The following is a 16492-nucleotide window of genomic DNA, read 5'->3' on the forward strand; positions in this document are numbered from 1 at the left end:
CCAGTTCACTTGGCGGCCCCCACGGTCAGCCTGGCGTTGGGCGTCTCGCCGAACACGTCGGGCGCGTACATCGCCTCCACGCGGCTCGGCGGCAGCGCGAACTCGCCGGCATTGTTGAGCCGCACCGTGTACTCCACGGCCAGCGTCCCCTTCGGCACGAAGCCGAAGTACTCGCGATAGGCTTCCGGCGTGCGTTCGACGAAGTCCGACCATGCGGACTTCTGGTCGCGCGTGGCGATGACCGAGTCGCGGCCAAGCCCGCTGCCCAGGATCGTCGCGCCGGTCGGCACCGGGTCGCTGACCACCACCATCGTCATGTCGGCCTGCGCGTCGATGTCGAGCCGCACGCGGTACGTGTCGCCGCGCGACCACTTGCCCGCCACCGCCTGCTCCACCGGCGTCACGGTGCGGCGGATGCGATACCCGGCTGCTACCGGTTCGCGCAGCGGCACGGCGGCCAGCGCGCGAACCGTGGCCCACGGCCGGCCCGCGCCCTGCTGATCCACCTGCAGCGGGGCCGGCGCACCGGGCGTACCGGAAGCAGCCGCCGGCCAGGGCAGGTCGACCATGCCGCTGGCCACGCCGTCCTGCCGCGCGGCCTTCGCCCAGTCGAACGTGCGCGAGGCATCGCCAAGCGTGGCGCGCACCGTGCCGGCCACCGGCGTCTTCTCGTAGACCTGCGCGTAGCGGCGGATCGCCATCACGCCCCAGGCGTTGGCCGTGGTCGTCATCCACGCGCCGCGCGTCTGGCGGCCCAGCAGGCCGGTCACCAGCTGCGGCACGTCGTCCTTCCACGCCGGGAGCTGCGACGCCAGCGCCAGCAGCTTCGCCGCGTTGACGTCGCCGCCCGACATCAGCCACCACCAGTTGTCGCTGCGCTCGGTGGAGAACACCAGCCGCGTGCCCTGCACGGTCAGGCGGCTGCGCAGCAACTGCGTGGCATCGGCCATGCGCTTGTCGCGCTCGGGGATGTCCTGCACGCGCGACAGGATGCCGAGCCAGTCGATCAGCGCCGACGTGGGCCACTGCTCGGGCAGGATCTGGATCGACCCAAGCATGCGCGCCTGGGCCTTGCCGGTCCGCGACAGCGCCTCGATGGCGGCCAGCTTGCGCACGTCGAGGTCCATCGACGCAGACGCCGGCGCCCAGCGCGGCGGCGCGATGCGGCCCTCGACAAAGGCGGCCAGGCCGCGCTCCATCTGCGCGCGCTGCGCGTCCGGAATCCGCATCGGCAAGCCCGCGCGCGACGCCTCGTCGGAGATGGCCAGCAGGTAGGCCGTCAGCACCTCGCTGCCGCGCGCGCTGTCGCTCGCCAGCGGGTAGTACGCGGCCAGCCCGTCGGTGTCCAGGTACGACGGCAGCTGCGCCATCAGCGCATCCCACGCGGCCGCGTCGCCCATGCCGAGCGATTTCGACGAGCGCTGCTCCAGGCAACTGTACGGATAGACGCGGAACCATTCGCGCACGCCCGGCATGCCGCCGGCCAGCGACGACTGCACCGACACCTGCATGCCGCCGCGCAGCCGGCCCGACGGATCGGCCAGCGCGCCGGCCGGCGCCTGCACCGGCACCGACAGGTTCGGCGTCAGTTGCGCCAGCGTGGCCTGCTGCACGGTCACGGGCACGGCCGGCACGATCTGCTGCGCGATCTTGAGCTTGTCGCTGGCGCCGCCCGTGCCCTTCTCGGCCGCGGCTACCTCCCACATCACGGTCCCGGCGCGGCTGAACGCCAGCAGCGCGGGCGCGGCGACGTCCCAGCCAATCTCGCGCGCCTCGCCGGCCGGAATCTGCACGGTCTGGGCCGGCAGCGCCTGGGCGTCGACCAGCGTGGCGCGCGCGGTGGCTTCCACGGTCATCGCGCGCTGGGTGGTGTTGCGCAGCGTGAACATCGCGCGATAGCGGTCGTCCTCGCGCACCAGCGGCGGCAGGCCCGAGATCATCTGCAGGTCCTGCGTCGCGGCGATCGTCGCGCTGCCGCTGCCAAAGCGGTTCACGCCCAGGTCGGCCACGGCCACGATGCGGAAGCTCGTCAGCGAGTCGTTGAGCGGCACCTCCAGCGTGGCCTTGCCCTCGGCGTCGAGCTGCACGCGCGGGTTCCACAGCAGCAGCGTGTCGAACAGTTCGCGCGTGGGGCTCTTGCCGCCACCGCCGCCGGCCGGCACGGCCTTGCGGCCATAGTGGCGGCGCCCGATGATTTCCATCTGGGCCGTCGACGTCTCCACGCCGTAGCTGCGCGGCCGGACCATCGCGTCGAGCAGGTTCCAGCTCGCGTTCGGCATCAGTTCCAGCAGCGCCTGGTCGACGGCGGCCAGCGCCACTTCGCCATTGGCGGCCGGCTTGCCGTCGGGCAGCTTGACCTGCACCGTCACGCGGGCGCGGCCGCGCACCGGATAGCTGGCCTTGTCCGGCGTCACCGAGACGTCCAGCCGGTAGGCGTCGCTGCCGACGCGGATCTGCGCCAGCCCCAGGCGGAACGCGGGCTTGGACAGGTCCACCAGCGGCGACGGCGCCACGTACTCGCGCCCTTCGCTGCGGAACGCGCGCCACCAGTCCATCGGCTGGCGCCAGCCCCACTGGAAGAACGAGTACCACGGCACCTCGCGCAGGCGGCCGCGCAGGCTCAGCACCGACACGTAGACGTTGGGCCCCCACTCGGGCTTGACCTTGAGCTTGATCGTCGGATCGCTGCCGTTCAGTTCGACGACCTGCGTGTCGAGGATGCCTTCGCGCTCCACCGCCACCAGCGCCGTGGCGCGGCGGAACGGCATGCGCACCTGGAACACGGCGGTGTCGCCGGGCGCGTACGACTTCTTCTCGGGCAGCACGTCCATGCGGTCGTGGTTGTCGCCGCCGAACCAGAGTTCGCCCTGGCGCGTGACCCACACCGTGGTGGCGGCCTGCGCCGCGCGGCCGTCGCTGTCGCGCGCGCTGGCCACCAGCTCCACCTCGCCGGCCTGCGACAGCGCCACGTCGCAGCGCGCCCGGCCCTGCGCGTCGGTGCGCGCATCGCACACCACGCCCAGGTCCTTGGTCTCGCTGCGGTTGTCGTAGCGGTAGAAGCCCCCGACCACACGCTTGCGCGCCGACGTGGTGATGCGCGCGCGGGCCTTGATCTGCACCGGCGACTCGGCCACGGGCTTGCCCTGCGTGTCCAGCACCACGGCCTGCACGGCCAGCTTCTGGCTGACCGATACCCAATTGGCCGCGCGGATGCCGACCACCACGGCCGACGGCCACAGCGGCACGGTCTGCCGCAGCGTCTGGATCTCGCCGTTCGGATCGGCAAAGCCGGCCTCCAGCACCAGGTCGCGCGGCGCGTCCACCTTCGGCAGGTCCTTGACCGTCAGCTTGCCGTTGCCGTCCTTGTCCAGCGTCAGCGGCAGCTTGTCGGCCACCAGCTTTTCGGATGCGTCGGGCGACGACGCATCGTCCTCTTCCTCGTCGCCGCTGCTGCTCTGCTGCGCCGCGCGCGGGACGTCGAACGAGAACTCGTCGTAGTCGGCAAAGTTCACCGACTTGTTGCGCATCAGCGCCGACAGCCGCACCGGCAGCCCGGCCGCGCCGCCGCCGTTCAGGTAGTGGATCTCCACGCCCACCGGCACCTCGGCCGGGGCGACCAGCGCGTTGCCTTTCGCCTTCGGGTCCTTGGCCACCGACAGCGTGCCGGCCAGCACCGGCAGGCGGAACGCCTCCACGCGGAAGCCGCCGCTTGCAAGCGTGCGGCCGTCGCCGTACACCAGCGCCACGTCGTAGACGCCGAGCTTGGCCGATGCCGGCACCTGGAACGCGTTCTCGGCACTGCGCCCGCCCGTGGCCGTGGTGCGCCACGCCAGCGGCATCTCGTACGTCTGGCCGGTGCCCTCGTGCGTGATCACGAGCTGCGTCGGCATGGCCTGCGGCAGCGCAAAGCCCTGCGAGGTCTCGTTGCGGATCAGGTGCTTCATCGACACGGTCTCGCCCGCGCGCAGCAGCGTACGGTCGAACACGGTATGGGCGCGCACGGTCTGCTGCGGGCTCAGGTCGGTGGGCACGTTGAAGCGCCACGTCTCGATGCCGCGGTTCCAGTTCGACATGACGAACGCCATGTCGGCCTTGCCGCGCGCCTGCGGATGATCGGCGCCGATGCGGGCCGACACGAAGTAGCCCTCCATGCCGTTGTCGCAGTCTTCGTAGCGGCGGTCCGGCAGCTTCGCAAAGCGCGCGACGCCGGTGGCATCGGTGGTGCCCTGGCCCAGCAGCGTGCCGTCGCAGTTGCGCACGGCCACGCGGGCGTTGGCAACGGGCTTGCCGTCGTCCAGCCCCGTCACCCAGGCCAGGCCGCTCATGTCGCCGTCGCCCTCGCCGCGCGCCAGCTTGAAGTGGACGCCCAGATTGGTGACCAGCGCGGCGGTGCGCACGTACATCGGCACCGGCTTGCCGAGCAGCGCCGCGCCCAGCATCGGCGAGGCGATCTCCACGACGTGGAAGCCCGGTTCGGGCAGCGGGATGCCGACCACCTCGAACGGGCGCGGCGTGGTGTCCGTCGATTTCGGGATGGCCAACTTGCCGGCGCCGGGCACGCCTTCGAGCAGCGACACCGAGCGCGTCTCGATGGCCGGCGCGTTGCGCGGCACGCGTACCTTGTACGGTGGCTGTCCGGCGCGGATGGCCGCAAGCTGCTCGCGCGTCCAGGTGTTCTCGTGCATGCGCTTGACCATGCCGAACCAGCGCAGGATGGCGCCGTCGTCATCGACCTTGAGCCGCGCCACGGTGCCCGGCTGCGCGCGCACGGCCAGCGCCGGCAGGTCGGCTTCGACATTGCGCAGCGTCACGGGCAGCAGCGGTGGATAGTCGTTCGGCCGCTTGCCGCGCGGCAGGTCCGCAAAGCGCTCGACCACGCCGAACGGCGCGGCGGCGAACTTGGCCAGCGGCGGCAGCGCGGCCGTGGTCAGCTTGATCGGAAACAGGTCGGCATTGGTCAGCGCGCGGCCGCTCTCGTCCTTGAGATCGCGCGGCGCCTCGATGGTCAGGCTGGCCTTCTCGGGAAACGGACCCTTGAACGTGACGCTGGAAACGGGTGCGTCCGGGGCGTCGTCGGGATCGAAGGCGGGCGCCTGGCTGCCGGACGGTGTGTTGAGCACGATCTGCGCGGCGGCCTTGCGTGCGATGGGCGCCGTGAACGTGACGGTCATCGGCCGCAGCGGGGTGCAGGGGGCCTCGGCCCGCTCGCGCTCGCAGGTGAAGCCGGCGGTGAACGGCTCCCGCACCTGGAACTCGAAGCGGCGCGCCGCCGTGGTGGCCAGGCCGGAAGGCGTGGCGATGCCGGCGTCCAGCACGAGCTGCATCCGCGCGCCGGCTGGCAGGCGTTGCTGGCAGGCCAGCAGGTGCACGGCGTCGGCGTCGCGCTTGACCACTTCCTTCCAGTGCAGCGCCTCGATCACGCCGTCGCGCTCCTTGCCGGTCAGCAGCCGCACGGGGATGCGCTCGCCCAGGCCCTCGGCCTGGCACCAGGCGTGGCTGCGGATCGATCCGGCCGTGGCGGCGCCATTGAAACGCAGCGCAAACACCTGGTCTTCCTCGATCTCGCCGCCCGACGGCCGCGCCGAGATCACGACGGGGCCGCCGGTTTCGAACCGGTACTCGCCCTTGCCCGCGTACGCCTTGCCGGCCACGCTCTTGAGCCCGGGCACCACCTGCACGGCGCAGCGCACGCCGGGCGGCAGGTCGCGCTCGAAGTCGTAGACCCAGTTGCTGGCGTTGACCCAGCGGCCGCTGCCGCCCACCGCGCCGCCGGTGCAGGACACTGTGGCCGGCGCCTGGGCCTTGAGGTCGCCCATCGGCACCATCGGTTCGTCGAAGCGGATGGCCACCTGACGGACCTGCGGATTCACCCCCTCGGGCGAAAAGCGCGTGATCTGCGCGGCCGTGGCGGCCGGCGCCCATGTCAGTGCGCTGAAAACGAGACCTGCTGCGGCGGCCGCGGCTACCGTGGCGATCCTCCCGATCATGCTGCCTTCTCCCGAATTGGCTCCGCGCGAGCGTGACATGCGCCCGTGGCAAGCGCAAGCCTCTGCACATTTCGGCAGAACGAACCGCCGATCTAGCGCAAATGGGCCAGCGGCAGCGGTCCCTCCTTCTTGAGCGGGGTAAGCACGATGTTGGACCGGATGCTCTCCACGCCCGGCACCCGCATCAGCCGCTTCATCGTGAAATCGGCCAGCATCGGCAGGTCCTGCACGACCACGCGGATCAGGTAGTCGGCCTCGCCGGCCACGGCGTAGCACTCCTGCACCTCCTCCAGCAGCATGATTTCCTCGCCAAAGCGCTCGATGATCGTGTCGCCGTGGTGGGCCAGCTTGACGCTGATGAACACCATCACGCCCAGCCCCAGCGCGGGCAGCGACAGGTTGACCCGGTAGCCGGTTATCACCCCGTCGGTCTCCAGGCGGGCCAGCCGGCGCCCGACCTGGCTGGGCGACAGGTGCACCCGCTCGGCCAGTTGCTGGTGGGTGGAACGGCCATCGGCCTGCAGCGCGGCCAGCAGGGCCAGGTCGTAGGGGTCGAGATGGGCAGTAGGCATGGCTGCAAGAATCCTGCATCGGTGGATGACGGTACGCGGATTATATGCACGGCATGGCGCCAAGACCCCAACTTTGCGCGCATTCTGCGCCATTGGCTGGCTAGACTATGCAGGAAATCCGCAACGGATCGACAAATCAAACGGAGACGCCGCATGACCCCCTCGGCCACCACGCCCCGCGCCGACCAGCCTGCGGGCAACTTTGCCGGCACGCTGACCGCCAAGCTCAAGGAACAGTTCGAGGAAGGACTGCTGTCCGGCCAGGAGCTGCGCCCGGACTTCACCATCGCCCAGCCGGTGCACCGCTACACCGACACCGACCACGCGACGTGGCGCAAGCTCTACGACCGCCAGACGGCGATGCTGGAAGGCCGCGTCTGCGACGAATTCCTGCAGGGGCTGGCCACGCTGGGCATGGCGCGCGACCGCGTGCCCGATTTCGACCAGCTCAACGAGATGCTGATGCGCGCCACGGGCTGGCAGGTGGTGGCGGTGCCGGGGCTGGTACCGGACGAGGTGTTCTTCGAGCACCTGGCCAACCGGCGCTTTCCGGCAAGCTGGTGGATGCGCAAGCCCGAGCAGATCGACTACCTGCAGGAGCCCGACTGCTTCCACGACGTGTTCGGCCACGTGCCGCTGCTGATCAACCCGGTCTTTGCCGACTACATGGAGGCGTACGGCAAGGGTGGCCTGAAGGCCGCGCGGCTGGGCGCGCTGGACATGCTGGCGCGGCTGTACTGGTACACGGTGGAATTCGGCCTGATCCGCACGCCGCAGGGGCTGCGGATCTTCGGCGCCGGCATCGTCTCCAGCCAGGGCGAATCGATCTACAGCCTCGATTCGGCCAGCCCGAACCGGATCGGCTTCGATTTGCGCCGTATCATGCGCACGCGCTACCGGATCGACACGTTCCAGAAGACGTACTTCGTGATCGACAGCTTCGAACAACTGTTCGACGCCACGCGCCCGGACTTCACCGACCTGTACCCGACGCTGCGCGCGCTGCCGACGCTGGGCGCCGGCGACATCGCCGAGGGCGACCGGGTCATCCACGCCGGCACCCGCGAGGGCTGGGGCGACAGCGACGACATCTGAGCCGCCCCGCCATCCCGCTTTGTGAAACAATGCCTGCCATGCCCCGCGGCCACGCCGTGGCCCGGGGCGGGCCGGCTTTTGTTGCGCTCCCGCAGACAACCCTTCAGATCGAGCCCAATCATGACCCCTCTCTCGCAAGACGCCCGCAAGCCCCTGCTGGCCGCGCTGCCCGGCTGGACGCCCGTTCAGGACCGCGACGCGATCCACAAATCGTTCCGGTTCGCCGACTTCAACGCCGCGTTCGGATTCATGACGCGCGTGGCGCTGCACGCGGACAAGGTGGATCACCATCCCGAGTGGTTCAACGTGTACAACCGCGTGGACATCACGCTGTCCACGCACGACGCCAACGGCCTGACGCAGCGCGATATCGACCTGGCGACGTTCATCGAGCAGGCCGCCGCCGGGCTGGCCCGCTGACGCCGCCGGCGCCGCCCGCGCTGTAGGCCAACTGAAAGGCAGGCCGCGGGCCCGGCCTGTACAATCGGCGACATTGTTTCCGTTTCCATGTCACCGGTATCACCATGCGTATCCTGCTGATCGAGGACGACCGTCAAATCGCCAGCGGCGTGGAGGCCGGGCTGTCCCGCGCCGGCCACCAGGTGCGCGTGGTGCATGACGGGGTCTATGCCACCGACCACCTGCTCAAGGAGCAGCACGACCTGGTCATCCTGGACCTGGGCCTGCCCGGCATCGACGGCATGACGCTGCTGGCCCGCTACCGCGCCCGCAACCGCACCACGCCCGTCCTGATCCTCACCGCGCGCGACGAACTCGAAGACAAGCTGTCGGGCCTGAACGCCGGCGCCGACGACTACCTGGTCAAGCCCTTTGCACTGCCCGAGCTGGAAGCGCGCGTGCGCGTGCTGCTGCGCCGCAGCCAGCATGGCGAGGCCGCGCCCGAGCGCGACGTGCGGCTGGGCCGGCTGCGCCTGTCCGGCAACGACCGCCGCATGTTCGTCGATGGCCGGCCGCTGGAGCTGTCGCCGCGCGAATTCGCCGTGCTGGAGCTGCTGCTGCAGCGCCAGGGCCGCGTGGTCAGCAAGGCACAGCTGCAGGACCACCTGGCCACGTTTGCCCATCCGGCCGGCGAAGGCGGCGACACGGTCGGCGATACCGCCATCGAGGTCTACGTGCACCGCGTGCGCAAGAAGTTGGAGGACGCCGACGTCGAGATCGTCACCGTGCGCGGCTTTGGCTACCTGTTGCAGATCCGGGCCGGCCACTGAGCCGGCACCCCGCGGCCGGCGCCTGCCGGGCCGCCTTTCGATGACGCCCTGAATCGCCATGTGGCCGCGTTCGCAATCCTCTTCCGCCCCGCCTGGCGACGCGAGCGCCCCGGGCCGGCGCCTGCGCGGCGGCCTGGGCCGCGGGCGCCAGCGCGCCGCCACCCAGCGCGGGACGTCGAACCCGAGCCTGCGCATCCACCTGCTGCGCGCGCTGGCCACGCCGCTGTTCGCGCTGGTGCTGACCAGCGGCTCGCTGTCGTACTGGCTGGCGGCGCACTACACGACGCAGGTGTTCGACCGCGCGCTCTATGGCGTGGCCAACAACATCGCCCAGCAGATCCGCATTGCCGGCCCCCGGCTTGAGCAGGACATCCCCGTCATCGCCCAGACCCTGGTGGAAGCGGAGGGATCGGACCGCATCTACTGGCGCATCCACGGCCCGGACGGGCTGATCGGTGGCATGGACACGTGGCTGGGCTACGGCACGGGCCAGACGTCGCTGCACGACGCGCGGCTGTTCTACGCGTGGTTCAGCGGCCGCCAGGTGCGCGCGGTGCGGCTGCCGGTGAGCCTGCCAAGCGCGGCCGCCGATGAACTGGGGACGACGGGGGCCGAGGTGCAGGTGCCGCGCGGGCCGATCGTGGTCGAGGTGGCCGAGCTGCTGGACCGGCGCGAGACGGCGGCCAACGAGATCCTGCTGTCGGTCTCGGTGCCGCTGATCCTGCTGCTGCTGGTGGGCAGCCTGATCCTGTCGCACGTGCTCAAGGAAGAGCTGGTGCCGCTGCAGATCCTGACCGACAAGCTGAACCGCCAGACCGCGCGGTCGCTGGCGGCGCTGGACGAAACCCAGGTGCCGGCCGAGGTGGAGCCGCTGATCCGGGCGCTCAATGCGCTGCTGTCGCGGCTGCGCGACGCGCTGGACGCGCAGCGCAAGTTCATCGCCGACGCGGCGCACCAGCTTCGCACGCCGCTCACGGCCGTCAAGCTCCATGCCGACCGCGCGGTCGAGGCCGATTCGCTCGACGTGGCCCGCCACGCGCTGCGCGAGGTACAGACCGCGGCCGACCGCGCCGTGCGGCTGTCGAACCAGTTGCTGTCGCTGGCGCGCGCGGAGCCGGGGCTGTCGCTGGAACGGCTCGGGCCGGTCGAGCACTTCGACCTGGCCGAGCTGGCGTTCGAGACCGGCGCGGAATGGGTGCCGCAGGCGCTGGCGCGGCGCGTGGACCTGGGGTTCGAGGTGTTGCCGGGCCCGACCTTCACGGGCGGCGCGCCGGCCATGGTGCGCGGCAACCGGCTGCTGATGCGCGAGGCGCTGTCGAACCTGATCGACAACGCGGTGAAGTACGTGCCGGCCGGCGGACGCATCACCGTGCGCGCCGGCGGCGAGACGATGGGCCACCGCGGCATGGCCGTCGTGATGATCGAGGACAACGGGCCGGGCATTCCGCCCGCGCGCCGCGAGGAAGTGTTGAAGCGCTTCTTCCGGGGCGATCACACGCCCGGCGCCCCGACGCTGCAGGCCGCGCCGGGCGGCGCCGGCCTGGGGCTGGCCATCGTGCACGAGATCGTGACGCTGCACCAGGGCACGATCCGGATCGAGGACGTGCCGGCGGCCACCGCTTCCGCCAGCTCGTCGACGACCGCGCCGCTGGCCATGGCCGGCGGCACCGACGAGCCCTCGGCGCCCGAGGCGCTGGCCCGGCGGCCCTCCATGCGCTTCGTGATCCGGATCCCGTGCGAGGCGCCGGGCGTCGCCGCCGGCTAGGCCGCGCCTACTTGCCCTGCTTGTCCTTGGGCGCCAGCATCGTGCCCCGGCACTTGGGGCTGCCGCAGCGGCACTCGTATTCCTTCTTCAGCTTCTTGGTATAGCGCGCATCAATGACCAGGCCGTAGTCATAGAAAAGCTCCTCGCCCGGCGCGATGTCGCGCAGCGCGTGGATGAAGACGCGGCCCTTCTTCTCGCGCGCCTCGCAGTTCGGGTCGCACGCATGGTTGATCCAGCGCGCGCGGTTGCCGCCGTACTTGGCGTCGATCACGTTGCCGTCGTCCAGGCTGAAATAGAACGTGTGGTTCGGGTCGGCCGGATCGTGCGGATGGCGCTTGAGCGCTTCTTTCCAGGAAATGTGCTCGCCCTTGTATTCGATCACGCGCTCGCCTTCGGCAATCGCGCCGATCGCGTAGACGCCCTTGCCGTGCACGCCCGACTGGCGCACCTCGATGCGATCGCTGGCGGTCTTCTTCCCCTTCTTGGCGTCCGTGGCCTTGTCCGACATAGGTTCCCGTGTGCGGTTGATGCGCGCCGGCCCAGTCCGGCGCGAACCGGATGATACCCGCGCGGCCGTGGCAGGTATACGCATCGGGCACGTATACCGATGTGGATAACCGGGGCGATTTTTGTGGATAAGCGCGCGGGTTTGGTGTGGGTTGCCTGGGGCTGGCGTGGGGAACGTATACGAACAAGTCGGCCGGTATACGTGCCTCAACCCGTCCGGAAGGATGAGTCATCCCGCGCCGCCAACAATCCGTCCCCGGGGTTTTGGTATACGTAAACGCTTGATTGCGTTGACGTATACGCGGTTATCCACAGAAACGGGCGTGGCTTACCTGTTACTACTATTCGTATACATAAAAGAAAGATGTAAACCATACGGAGGAGGAAGGCAGTCGGCCCGGTATACGCCAACCTGCCAGGTCCGCCGGTGGATCTGGCGCAAATCGATCGCGATGAAAATTTGGGCAGGCCGGAACGTGATTGCCCGGTCGTCGGCGGTATACCCGCCCGGCACCCTGCTCAGCGGTATACGCGCCTTCTGCGGGCCCTCCAAGGGCGTATACGTCGCTGGACACCCTCCGGGCTGTCGCAAGCCCTCGAACGCGCCAGGGGCCCGCTACGGGCGTATACGGGCGTCCCGGTGATGCCGGGGCATCTCCCCCACCCTGCCGACGGACCCGGCCGAATGGCTGGCGCCACCCCCTCGCAGACCGTGCCGATGCCCGCCAAGCCAGCGCTGAAGCGGGTTCGCGGCGCGTACCCGTAACAAACTGTTCCCGGTGAGGCGTGTCCGACACGGTATGATGTGGCCCGCGGCGTCTTTGCCGGGGCGGCTTCCAGCGGGAGCGCCCGGGCAGGACGTCAGTGTTTTTTCAACTCGAGACGGAGTGAAGCATGACGAAAACCGAACTGATCGACGCGATCGCAGCCGGTGTGGACGGTCTGACCAAGGCCAAGGCCGAACAGGCCCTGAACGTGACCCTGAACGCCATCATGGATGCCGTGGCCAAGGGCGAGACCCTGAGCCTGATCGGCTTTGGTACCTTCAGCAAGGGCGAACGTGGCGAGCGCATGGCCCGCAACCCGCGCACCGGCGAAGAAATCAAGGTGGAAGCTGCGAAGACCGTGAAGTTCAAGGCAGGCCAGAAGTTCAAGGACGCTGTGAACCAGTAATGGCGACGACGGGCACGCCTACGCGCCCGCCTCGCATGACCCCGCCGTGCCGCCGCCCGGGCCCTGAAGCGGCGCAGGTGCGCAGCGCGCGGGGACGTTATCCACACGATTTCCCGCCCAGCTCCGCGCGCGGAATCGCACAGCCGGCAACGCCACGCTGCACGATCCCGACCACCGCGCGAGAATGTCGTTCACGCTTGGCTACTCAAGGCCTTGCGCCAGATCAGGATTCACGGGCCTGACATGTTGCACCGATTGCTCGCGCGCAGATTTCCACAGCCTTATTCACAGCGCTTTCCACACAAGCTTCCACAGCATTCTCCACAGGCGCCGATGCGTCGCTGGCAGACGCTGACGGCCGCGGTTGCCCTGGCCGTGCTGTGCGGTTGCACCACGGCGCCGCCGCGTACCGCGCGGCCGCAGGCCCCGGCCCTGCCCGACCCCGAGCGCGTGGTCACGCCCGCCGGCGCCACGCCGCGCGAGCGGATCGTCGATATCGCGCTGCAGGAGTGGCGCAAATGGGGCAGCCAGGTGGTCCATATCGGCCGCGACGATTCGGCCTGCGTCACGCACAGCCCGCTGCCGGCCCCGGCGCCCGCCGTGGCGGCCAATGGCCTGGGCATTGGCGCGGGCGCGCAGCCGTCGGCCGACGTCGACATGGAAAACGATGGCGACGCGGAATGCCTGCGCTTTCCCGACGGCACCGGCATGGAAGCCACGCCCCAGGGCTGCCGTATGGCCCAGCGCTACTGGGGCATCGTCGGCGAGGCGCCCGACTGCCGGCAGGTCACGCAGGGCGCGTGGGCCTGGTCGGCCGTGTTCATCTCGTGGGTCATGCGCAAGGCGGGGCTCGACAACGACCAGTTCCTGACCGGCCAGTCCCATTCGATGTACGTGGTGGACGCGCGCGACGGCATCCTGCCGCGCCCGGCGTTCCACGTCGAACCGGTGCCGGGGCTGCCGCGTCCCGGCGACATGATCTGCGCCGGCCGCGGGCGCGACAAATACCTGTCGGATCCGTCCGAGATCGGCTTCGGCACCACGCCGATGCATTGCGACATCGTCGTCGAGGTCGACCGGGCCGCCAACGTGGTCAAGGCAATTGGCGGCAATGTGCAGCAGTCGGTGTCGATGGACGTGATTGACCTCAACGACGCGGGCCAGCTCGACGGCTTCACGAATTCGCACATGCCGTGGCTGCTGATCCTGCGCAACGACCTGCAATAGCCGGGCCGATTCGGTACCGGCGGTCGCTTCTCAACATCGTCCCGCTGCATTGACGGGGGGGTGCCCGCCACGGAACACTGCGCGATCGCTTTTCGACGATTTCCCGCATGTCCACCGCTGTCGCCCTGCCCGCTTCTCCCGACCCCCTTCCCGATGTACCGAACCTGCCGCGCCGGCTCGTGGCCGAAGCGCTGGGTACGGCCCTGCTGGTCGCCATCGTGGTCGGGTCCGGCATCCGGGCCGAGCGGCTGGCCGCCGGCGATACGGCGCTGGCCCTGCTCTGCAACGCGCTGGCCACCGGCGCGGGACTGGTGGCGCTGCTGGTGTCGCTGGGGCCGGTGTCCGGCGGGCACTTCAATCCGGTCGTGAGCCTGTCGCAACTGGTGCAGGGCCGCCTGCCGGCGCGCGAGGCGGCCGGCTACATGTGCGTGCAACTGGCGGGCGCGGTAGCGGGCGTGATTGCCGCCCATCTGATGTTCGGCCTGCCCCCGCTGGCGTTGTCCACGCAGCCGCGGACCGGTATGCCGATGTGGTGGAGCGAATACCTGGCGTCGTTCGGGCTGGTCGGGCTGGCCATGGCCACCGGGCGCTTCCGGCCCGGCCTTGTGCCCGGCGTGGTGGCCGGCTATATCACCGCCGGCTACTGGTTCACATCGTCCACGTCATTTGCCAATCCGGCCCTGACGCTGGCCTGCGCGCTGACCGATTCCTTTACAGGTATTCGTATGATGGATGTTCCGGCATTCATCGGCGCCCAGATATTTGGTGCGATGAATGCCACGCTGCTGTTCCACTGGCTGTGCCGGCCGGCGGCGACGCGGGAAAAGCAGCGTCCGGCAGCGCCCGCGCGGGCGTGGCGCCGCCGTGCCGGGGTTACCAGCGCCGATTGAGCTGCACGCCGAAGATCGACCCGGTGGCCTGCGAGGCCCAGGCGTCGGCGGGGGCGGCGAACGTGATGCCGTCCACGTCGTTGGCGCGGCTGTAGGTGTAGAACGCGCGCAGGTTGGCGTTGCCGGTGGACTTGCCCAGCGTCAGCGTGGGCGCCACGGTAAAGGCGGTGCGCTGCCCGCCGACGCCAAACCCCGACGAGATCTGGTCGTGCGCCACCTCGAAGGTCAGCTTGAACTGGTCGTTGGCGACAAAGGCCGGCCGTACCCGCGTGGCGGCCCATTGCAGCGTGCCCATCCCCGAGCGGTCGAGCTGCAGACTCGATTCCACCGATCCGGCCAGCCCCGAGCGGCCCTTCCATTCCATCGATTCCGACACCCGCACGCGCGACAGCTCGTTGCCCATGCCCGAATAGCCCGTCATGGCCGTACGCGACCCCTGCCCGTACTGGAAGCCGAGCCGGTTGGTGCCGTAGAGCACGCCCTTCTGCTCGTGCATGGCCGATGCCCACCACGCACTGCCGGTGTCCTCGATCTGCGACAGCGGCTCCACGCGCGTGAAACCGAGCCGCACCGAACCGTCATCGTTGGTGCCGATCGGGGCGGTCAGCACTGAGTGGTAGCTCGGCAGCTTGGCGCCGTTCAGGTCGTTGCGGGCGGTGTACTGGTAGCTGAGCCCGAAATCGCCGAGCCTGGCGTTGTCGATGCCGAATCGCATCGACGAGGAATTGGGCGGCAGCAGGCCCGACGACATCAGGAACGGGCTGCTGTCGCGGCGGCCGGCCCAGACGCTGGCGCCGTCGAGCACCGACAGGCCGGACAGCCCGCTGACCGACGTGTAGAAATTCGGCACCAGCGCGTACGGGTCGACCGCGGCCGCGTTGCCGTTGACCGACGTCGCATTGGTGCCCTTGGCCTGCGCCACGAGCTGCACCTGGGCGCCGCCGCCGATGTCGGCCACCGATTCGCGGATCTTGACCTCGCCCGAACTCGTGCACGCCAGACCCTGGCCGAAGCTGGCCGACGGCGTGCCGCCGCCGGGGCAGGCGCGCTGGGTGCCCGACCGGTCTTCCACGGCGGCCCGGCCGCTGTAGCCGAGGCGCCAGACCGAGTCGCCGGCCGGATCGTCGGCGGGCAACTGGGACCGCAGCACCGGTGGGGCGTCGGAAGGCGTGGCGGGTGGCGTATCGGACGCACCGGAGGCATCGGATGCCGCCGCGGTGGCGTCCGCGCCTTCGGTCCGGCGCGCCACGACGGGCTCCGGCTGGGCCGGGAATTCGCCGAGCCGGTTCGGGAACAGCACCAGCGGCGGTGGAGGGGGCGGCGGCGGGGCCAGCGCGTCGGGCGGGCCGACGAAATCCGGATTGGCGTCGGCCGCAGTCTCCGGCGCTGCCTGGGCCACCGTGGCCGGGGCGGCATCGACTGCATCGATTGCGCTCGCAGCCTGGATCACGTCGGCCAGCGGGTCGGCCGGCGCAGCGGTGGGTACGGCGGCCGTCGCCACGGCGGATGCCACCGGGCTGACCACGGGCGCCGCCGAGATCAGCGGCGGCCGCGTCAGGGCCGTGGTGGCCGGGCCGCCGGTCTGCGCGCACGCGGCCACGCCCCACGCGGCCAGGATGGCGGACGCAAGGCGGCGGCGGGGCAGCAGGCGGTCGGGAAGCAGTACGGATTCCAGCATCGAAACAACGGTCAACGGCGTCGGCGCGATCGGACGGAGGATCTGGCGGTGCGATCGAAAGCCGGACGAGGGCTCCGGTTTTAACAGGCGAATTTTTTGACCGCAAGCCGGGTTACAAAATCCCGCCAGGTCGTCACAAAGCGTTGGAAAAGCGTTGGAAATCCCACATTGCGAAACTACCGGCGCACCGTTTGCGGGCATCGCGCGGCCCGGGGCGCAAACCGTTGTGTCCGTGCCGAATTCCTAGCGAAAACCCCCATCCCGAAGGAAAGCCGTGCCCAAAAGGCCACCGCTATAATCGTCCGACCTGTCGGTTGGGCAACACATTGGCGCCCAGGCAGTTCCGCATATATATATATAAGAGGAGAT

11 protein-coding genes are annotated in these 16492 nt (G+C 69.9%); 7 read left to right on the plus strand and 4 right to left on the minus strand.

Annotated elements, in window-relative coordinates; translation table 11 throughout:
* Positions 1-5: 5 nt before the first annotated feature.
* Together EPAKOI_RS16205 and EPAKOI_RS16210 are read right to left on the minus strand one after the other, a co-directional pair.
* Complete coding sequence (locus EPAKOI_RS16205; RefSeq protein WP_423192617.1) at positions 6-5987, minus strand: alpha-2-macroglobulin family protein; 5982 nt, start codon at positions 5985-5987, stop codon at positions 6-8.
* A 92-nt stretch (positions 5988-6079) separates the two neighbouring features.
* Positions 6080-6559 (minus strand): Lrp/AsnC family transcriptional regulator, encoded by a 480-nt coding sequence (locus tag EPAKOI_RS16210; RefSeq protein WP_313837289.1) that lies wholly within the window; start codon positions 6557-6559, stop codon positions 6080-6082.
* A 153-nt stretch (positions 6560-6712) separates the two neighbouring features.
* Here EPAKOI_RS16210 and phhA point away from each other — a divergent pair, with 153 nt between their 5' ends.
* The 4 genes from phhA (at position 6713) to EPAKOI_RS16230 (ending at position 10648) form a co-directional block, all read left to right on the plus strand.
* Positions 6713-7654, plus strand: coding sequence for a phenylalanine 4-monooxygenase (gene phhA, locus EPAKOI_RS16215; protein ID WP_423192618.1), 942 nt, complete (start codon positions 6713-6715; stop codon positions 7652-7654).
* A gap of 120 nt (positions 7655-7774) precedes the next feature.
* On the plus strand, positions 7775-8074 hold the full coding sequence (locus EPAKOI_RS16220; RefSeq protein ID WP_124682874.1) for a 4a-hydroxytetrahydrobiopterin dehydratase: 300 nt from the start codon (positions 7775-7777) through the stop codon (positions 8072-8074).
* A 104-nt stretch (positions 8075-8178) separates the two neighbouring features.
* Positions 8179-8883 carry a response regulator transcription factor gene (locus EPAKOI_RS16225; protein ID WP_066737789.1) on the plus strand — a complete coding sequence of 235 codons (705 nt, stop codon included), beginning with the start codon at positions 8179-8181 and terminating at the stop codon, positions 8881-8883.
* Between the two features lie 133 nt (positions 8884-9016).
* A complete protein-coding gene (locus EPAKOI_RS16230) occupies positions 9017-10648 on the plus strand; it encodes a sensor histidine kinase (RefSeq protein ID WP_423193531.1) in 1632 nt (543 codons plus the stop codon).
* Positions 10649-10655: 7 nt separating this feature from the next.
* On the opposite strand, the gene EPAKOI_RS16235 is transcribed toward EPAKOI_RS16230, so the two are convergent.
* Positions 10656-11156, minus strand: a complete 501-nt coding sequence (locus EPAKOI_RS16235) for an SET domain-containing protein (RefSeq protein WP_124682872.1) — start codon at positions 11154-11156, stop codon at positions 10656-10658.
* Positions 11157-12049: 893 nt separating this feature from the next.
* Between EPAKOI_RS16235 and EPAKOI_RS16240 the strand changes: the two genes are divergently transcribed.
* The 3 genes from EPAKOI_RS16240 to EPAKOI_RS16250 all read left to right on the plus strand — a co-directional run bounded on the left by EPAKOI_RS16240 (position 12050) and on the right by EPAKOI_RS16250 (position 14445).
* Positions 12050-12328 carry an HU family DNA-binding protein gene (locus tag EPAKOI_RS16240; RefSeq protein ID WP_066737795.1) on the plus strand — a complete coding sequence of 93 codons (279 nt, stop codon included), beginning with the start codon at positions 12050-12052 and terminating at the stop codon, positions 12326-12328.
* Between the two features lie 333 nt (positions 12329-12661).
* Positions 12662-13555 (plus strand): DUF2272 domain-containing protein, encoded by an 894-nt coding sequence (locus tag EPAKOI_RS16245; protein WP_409559016.1) that lies wholly within the window; start codon positions 12662-12664, stop codon positions 13553-13555.
* 107 nt (positions 13556-13662) lie between these two features.
* Positions 13663-14445, plus strand: coding sequence for an aquaporin (locus tag EPAKOI_RS16250; protein WP_423192619.1), 783 nt, complete (start codon positions 13663-13665; stop codon positions 14443-14445).
* Here the strand turns inward: EPAKOI_RS16250 and EPAKOI_RS16255 are convergent.
* Positions 14429-16123: a carbohydrate porin gene (locus EPAKOI_RS16255; protein WP_423192620.1), complete on the minus strand. Its 1695-nt coding sequence runs from the start codon at positions 16121-16123 to the stop codon at positions 14429-14431. The genes EPAKOI_RS16250 and EPAKOI_RS16255 overlap by 17 nt on opposite strands.
* Positions 16124-16492: the final 369 nt, after the last annotated feature.

The sequence above is a fragment of the Cupriavidus sp. H18C2 genome, from assembly GCF_049393795.1.
GTDB classification, from domain to species: Bacteria; Pseudomonadota; Gammaproteobacteria; order Burkholderiales; family Burkholderiaceae; genus Cupriavidus; species Cupriavidus pauculus_C.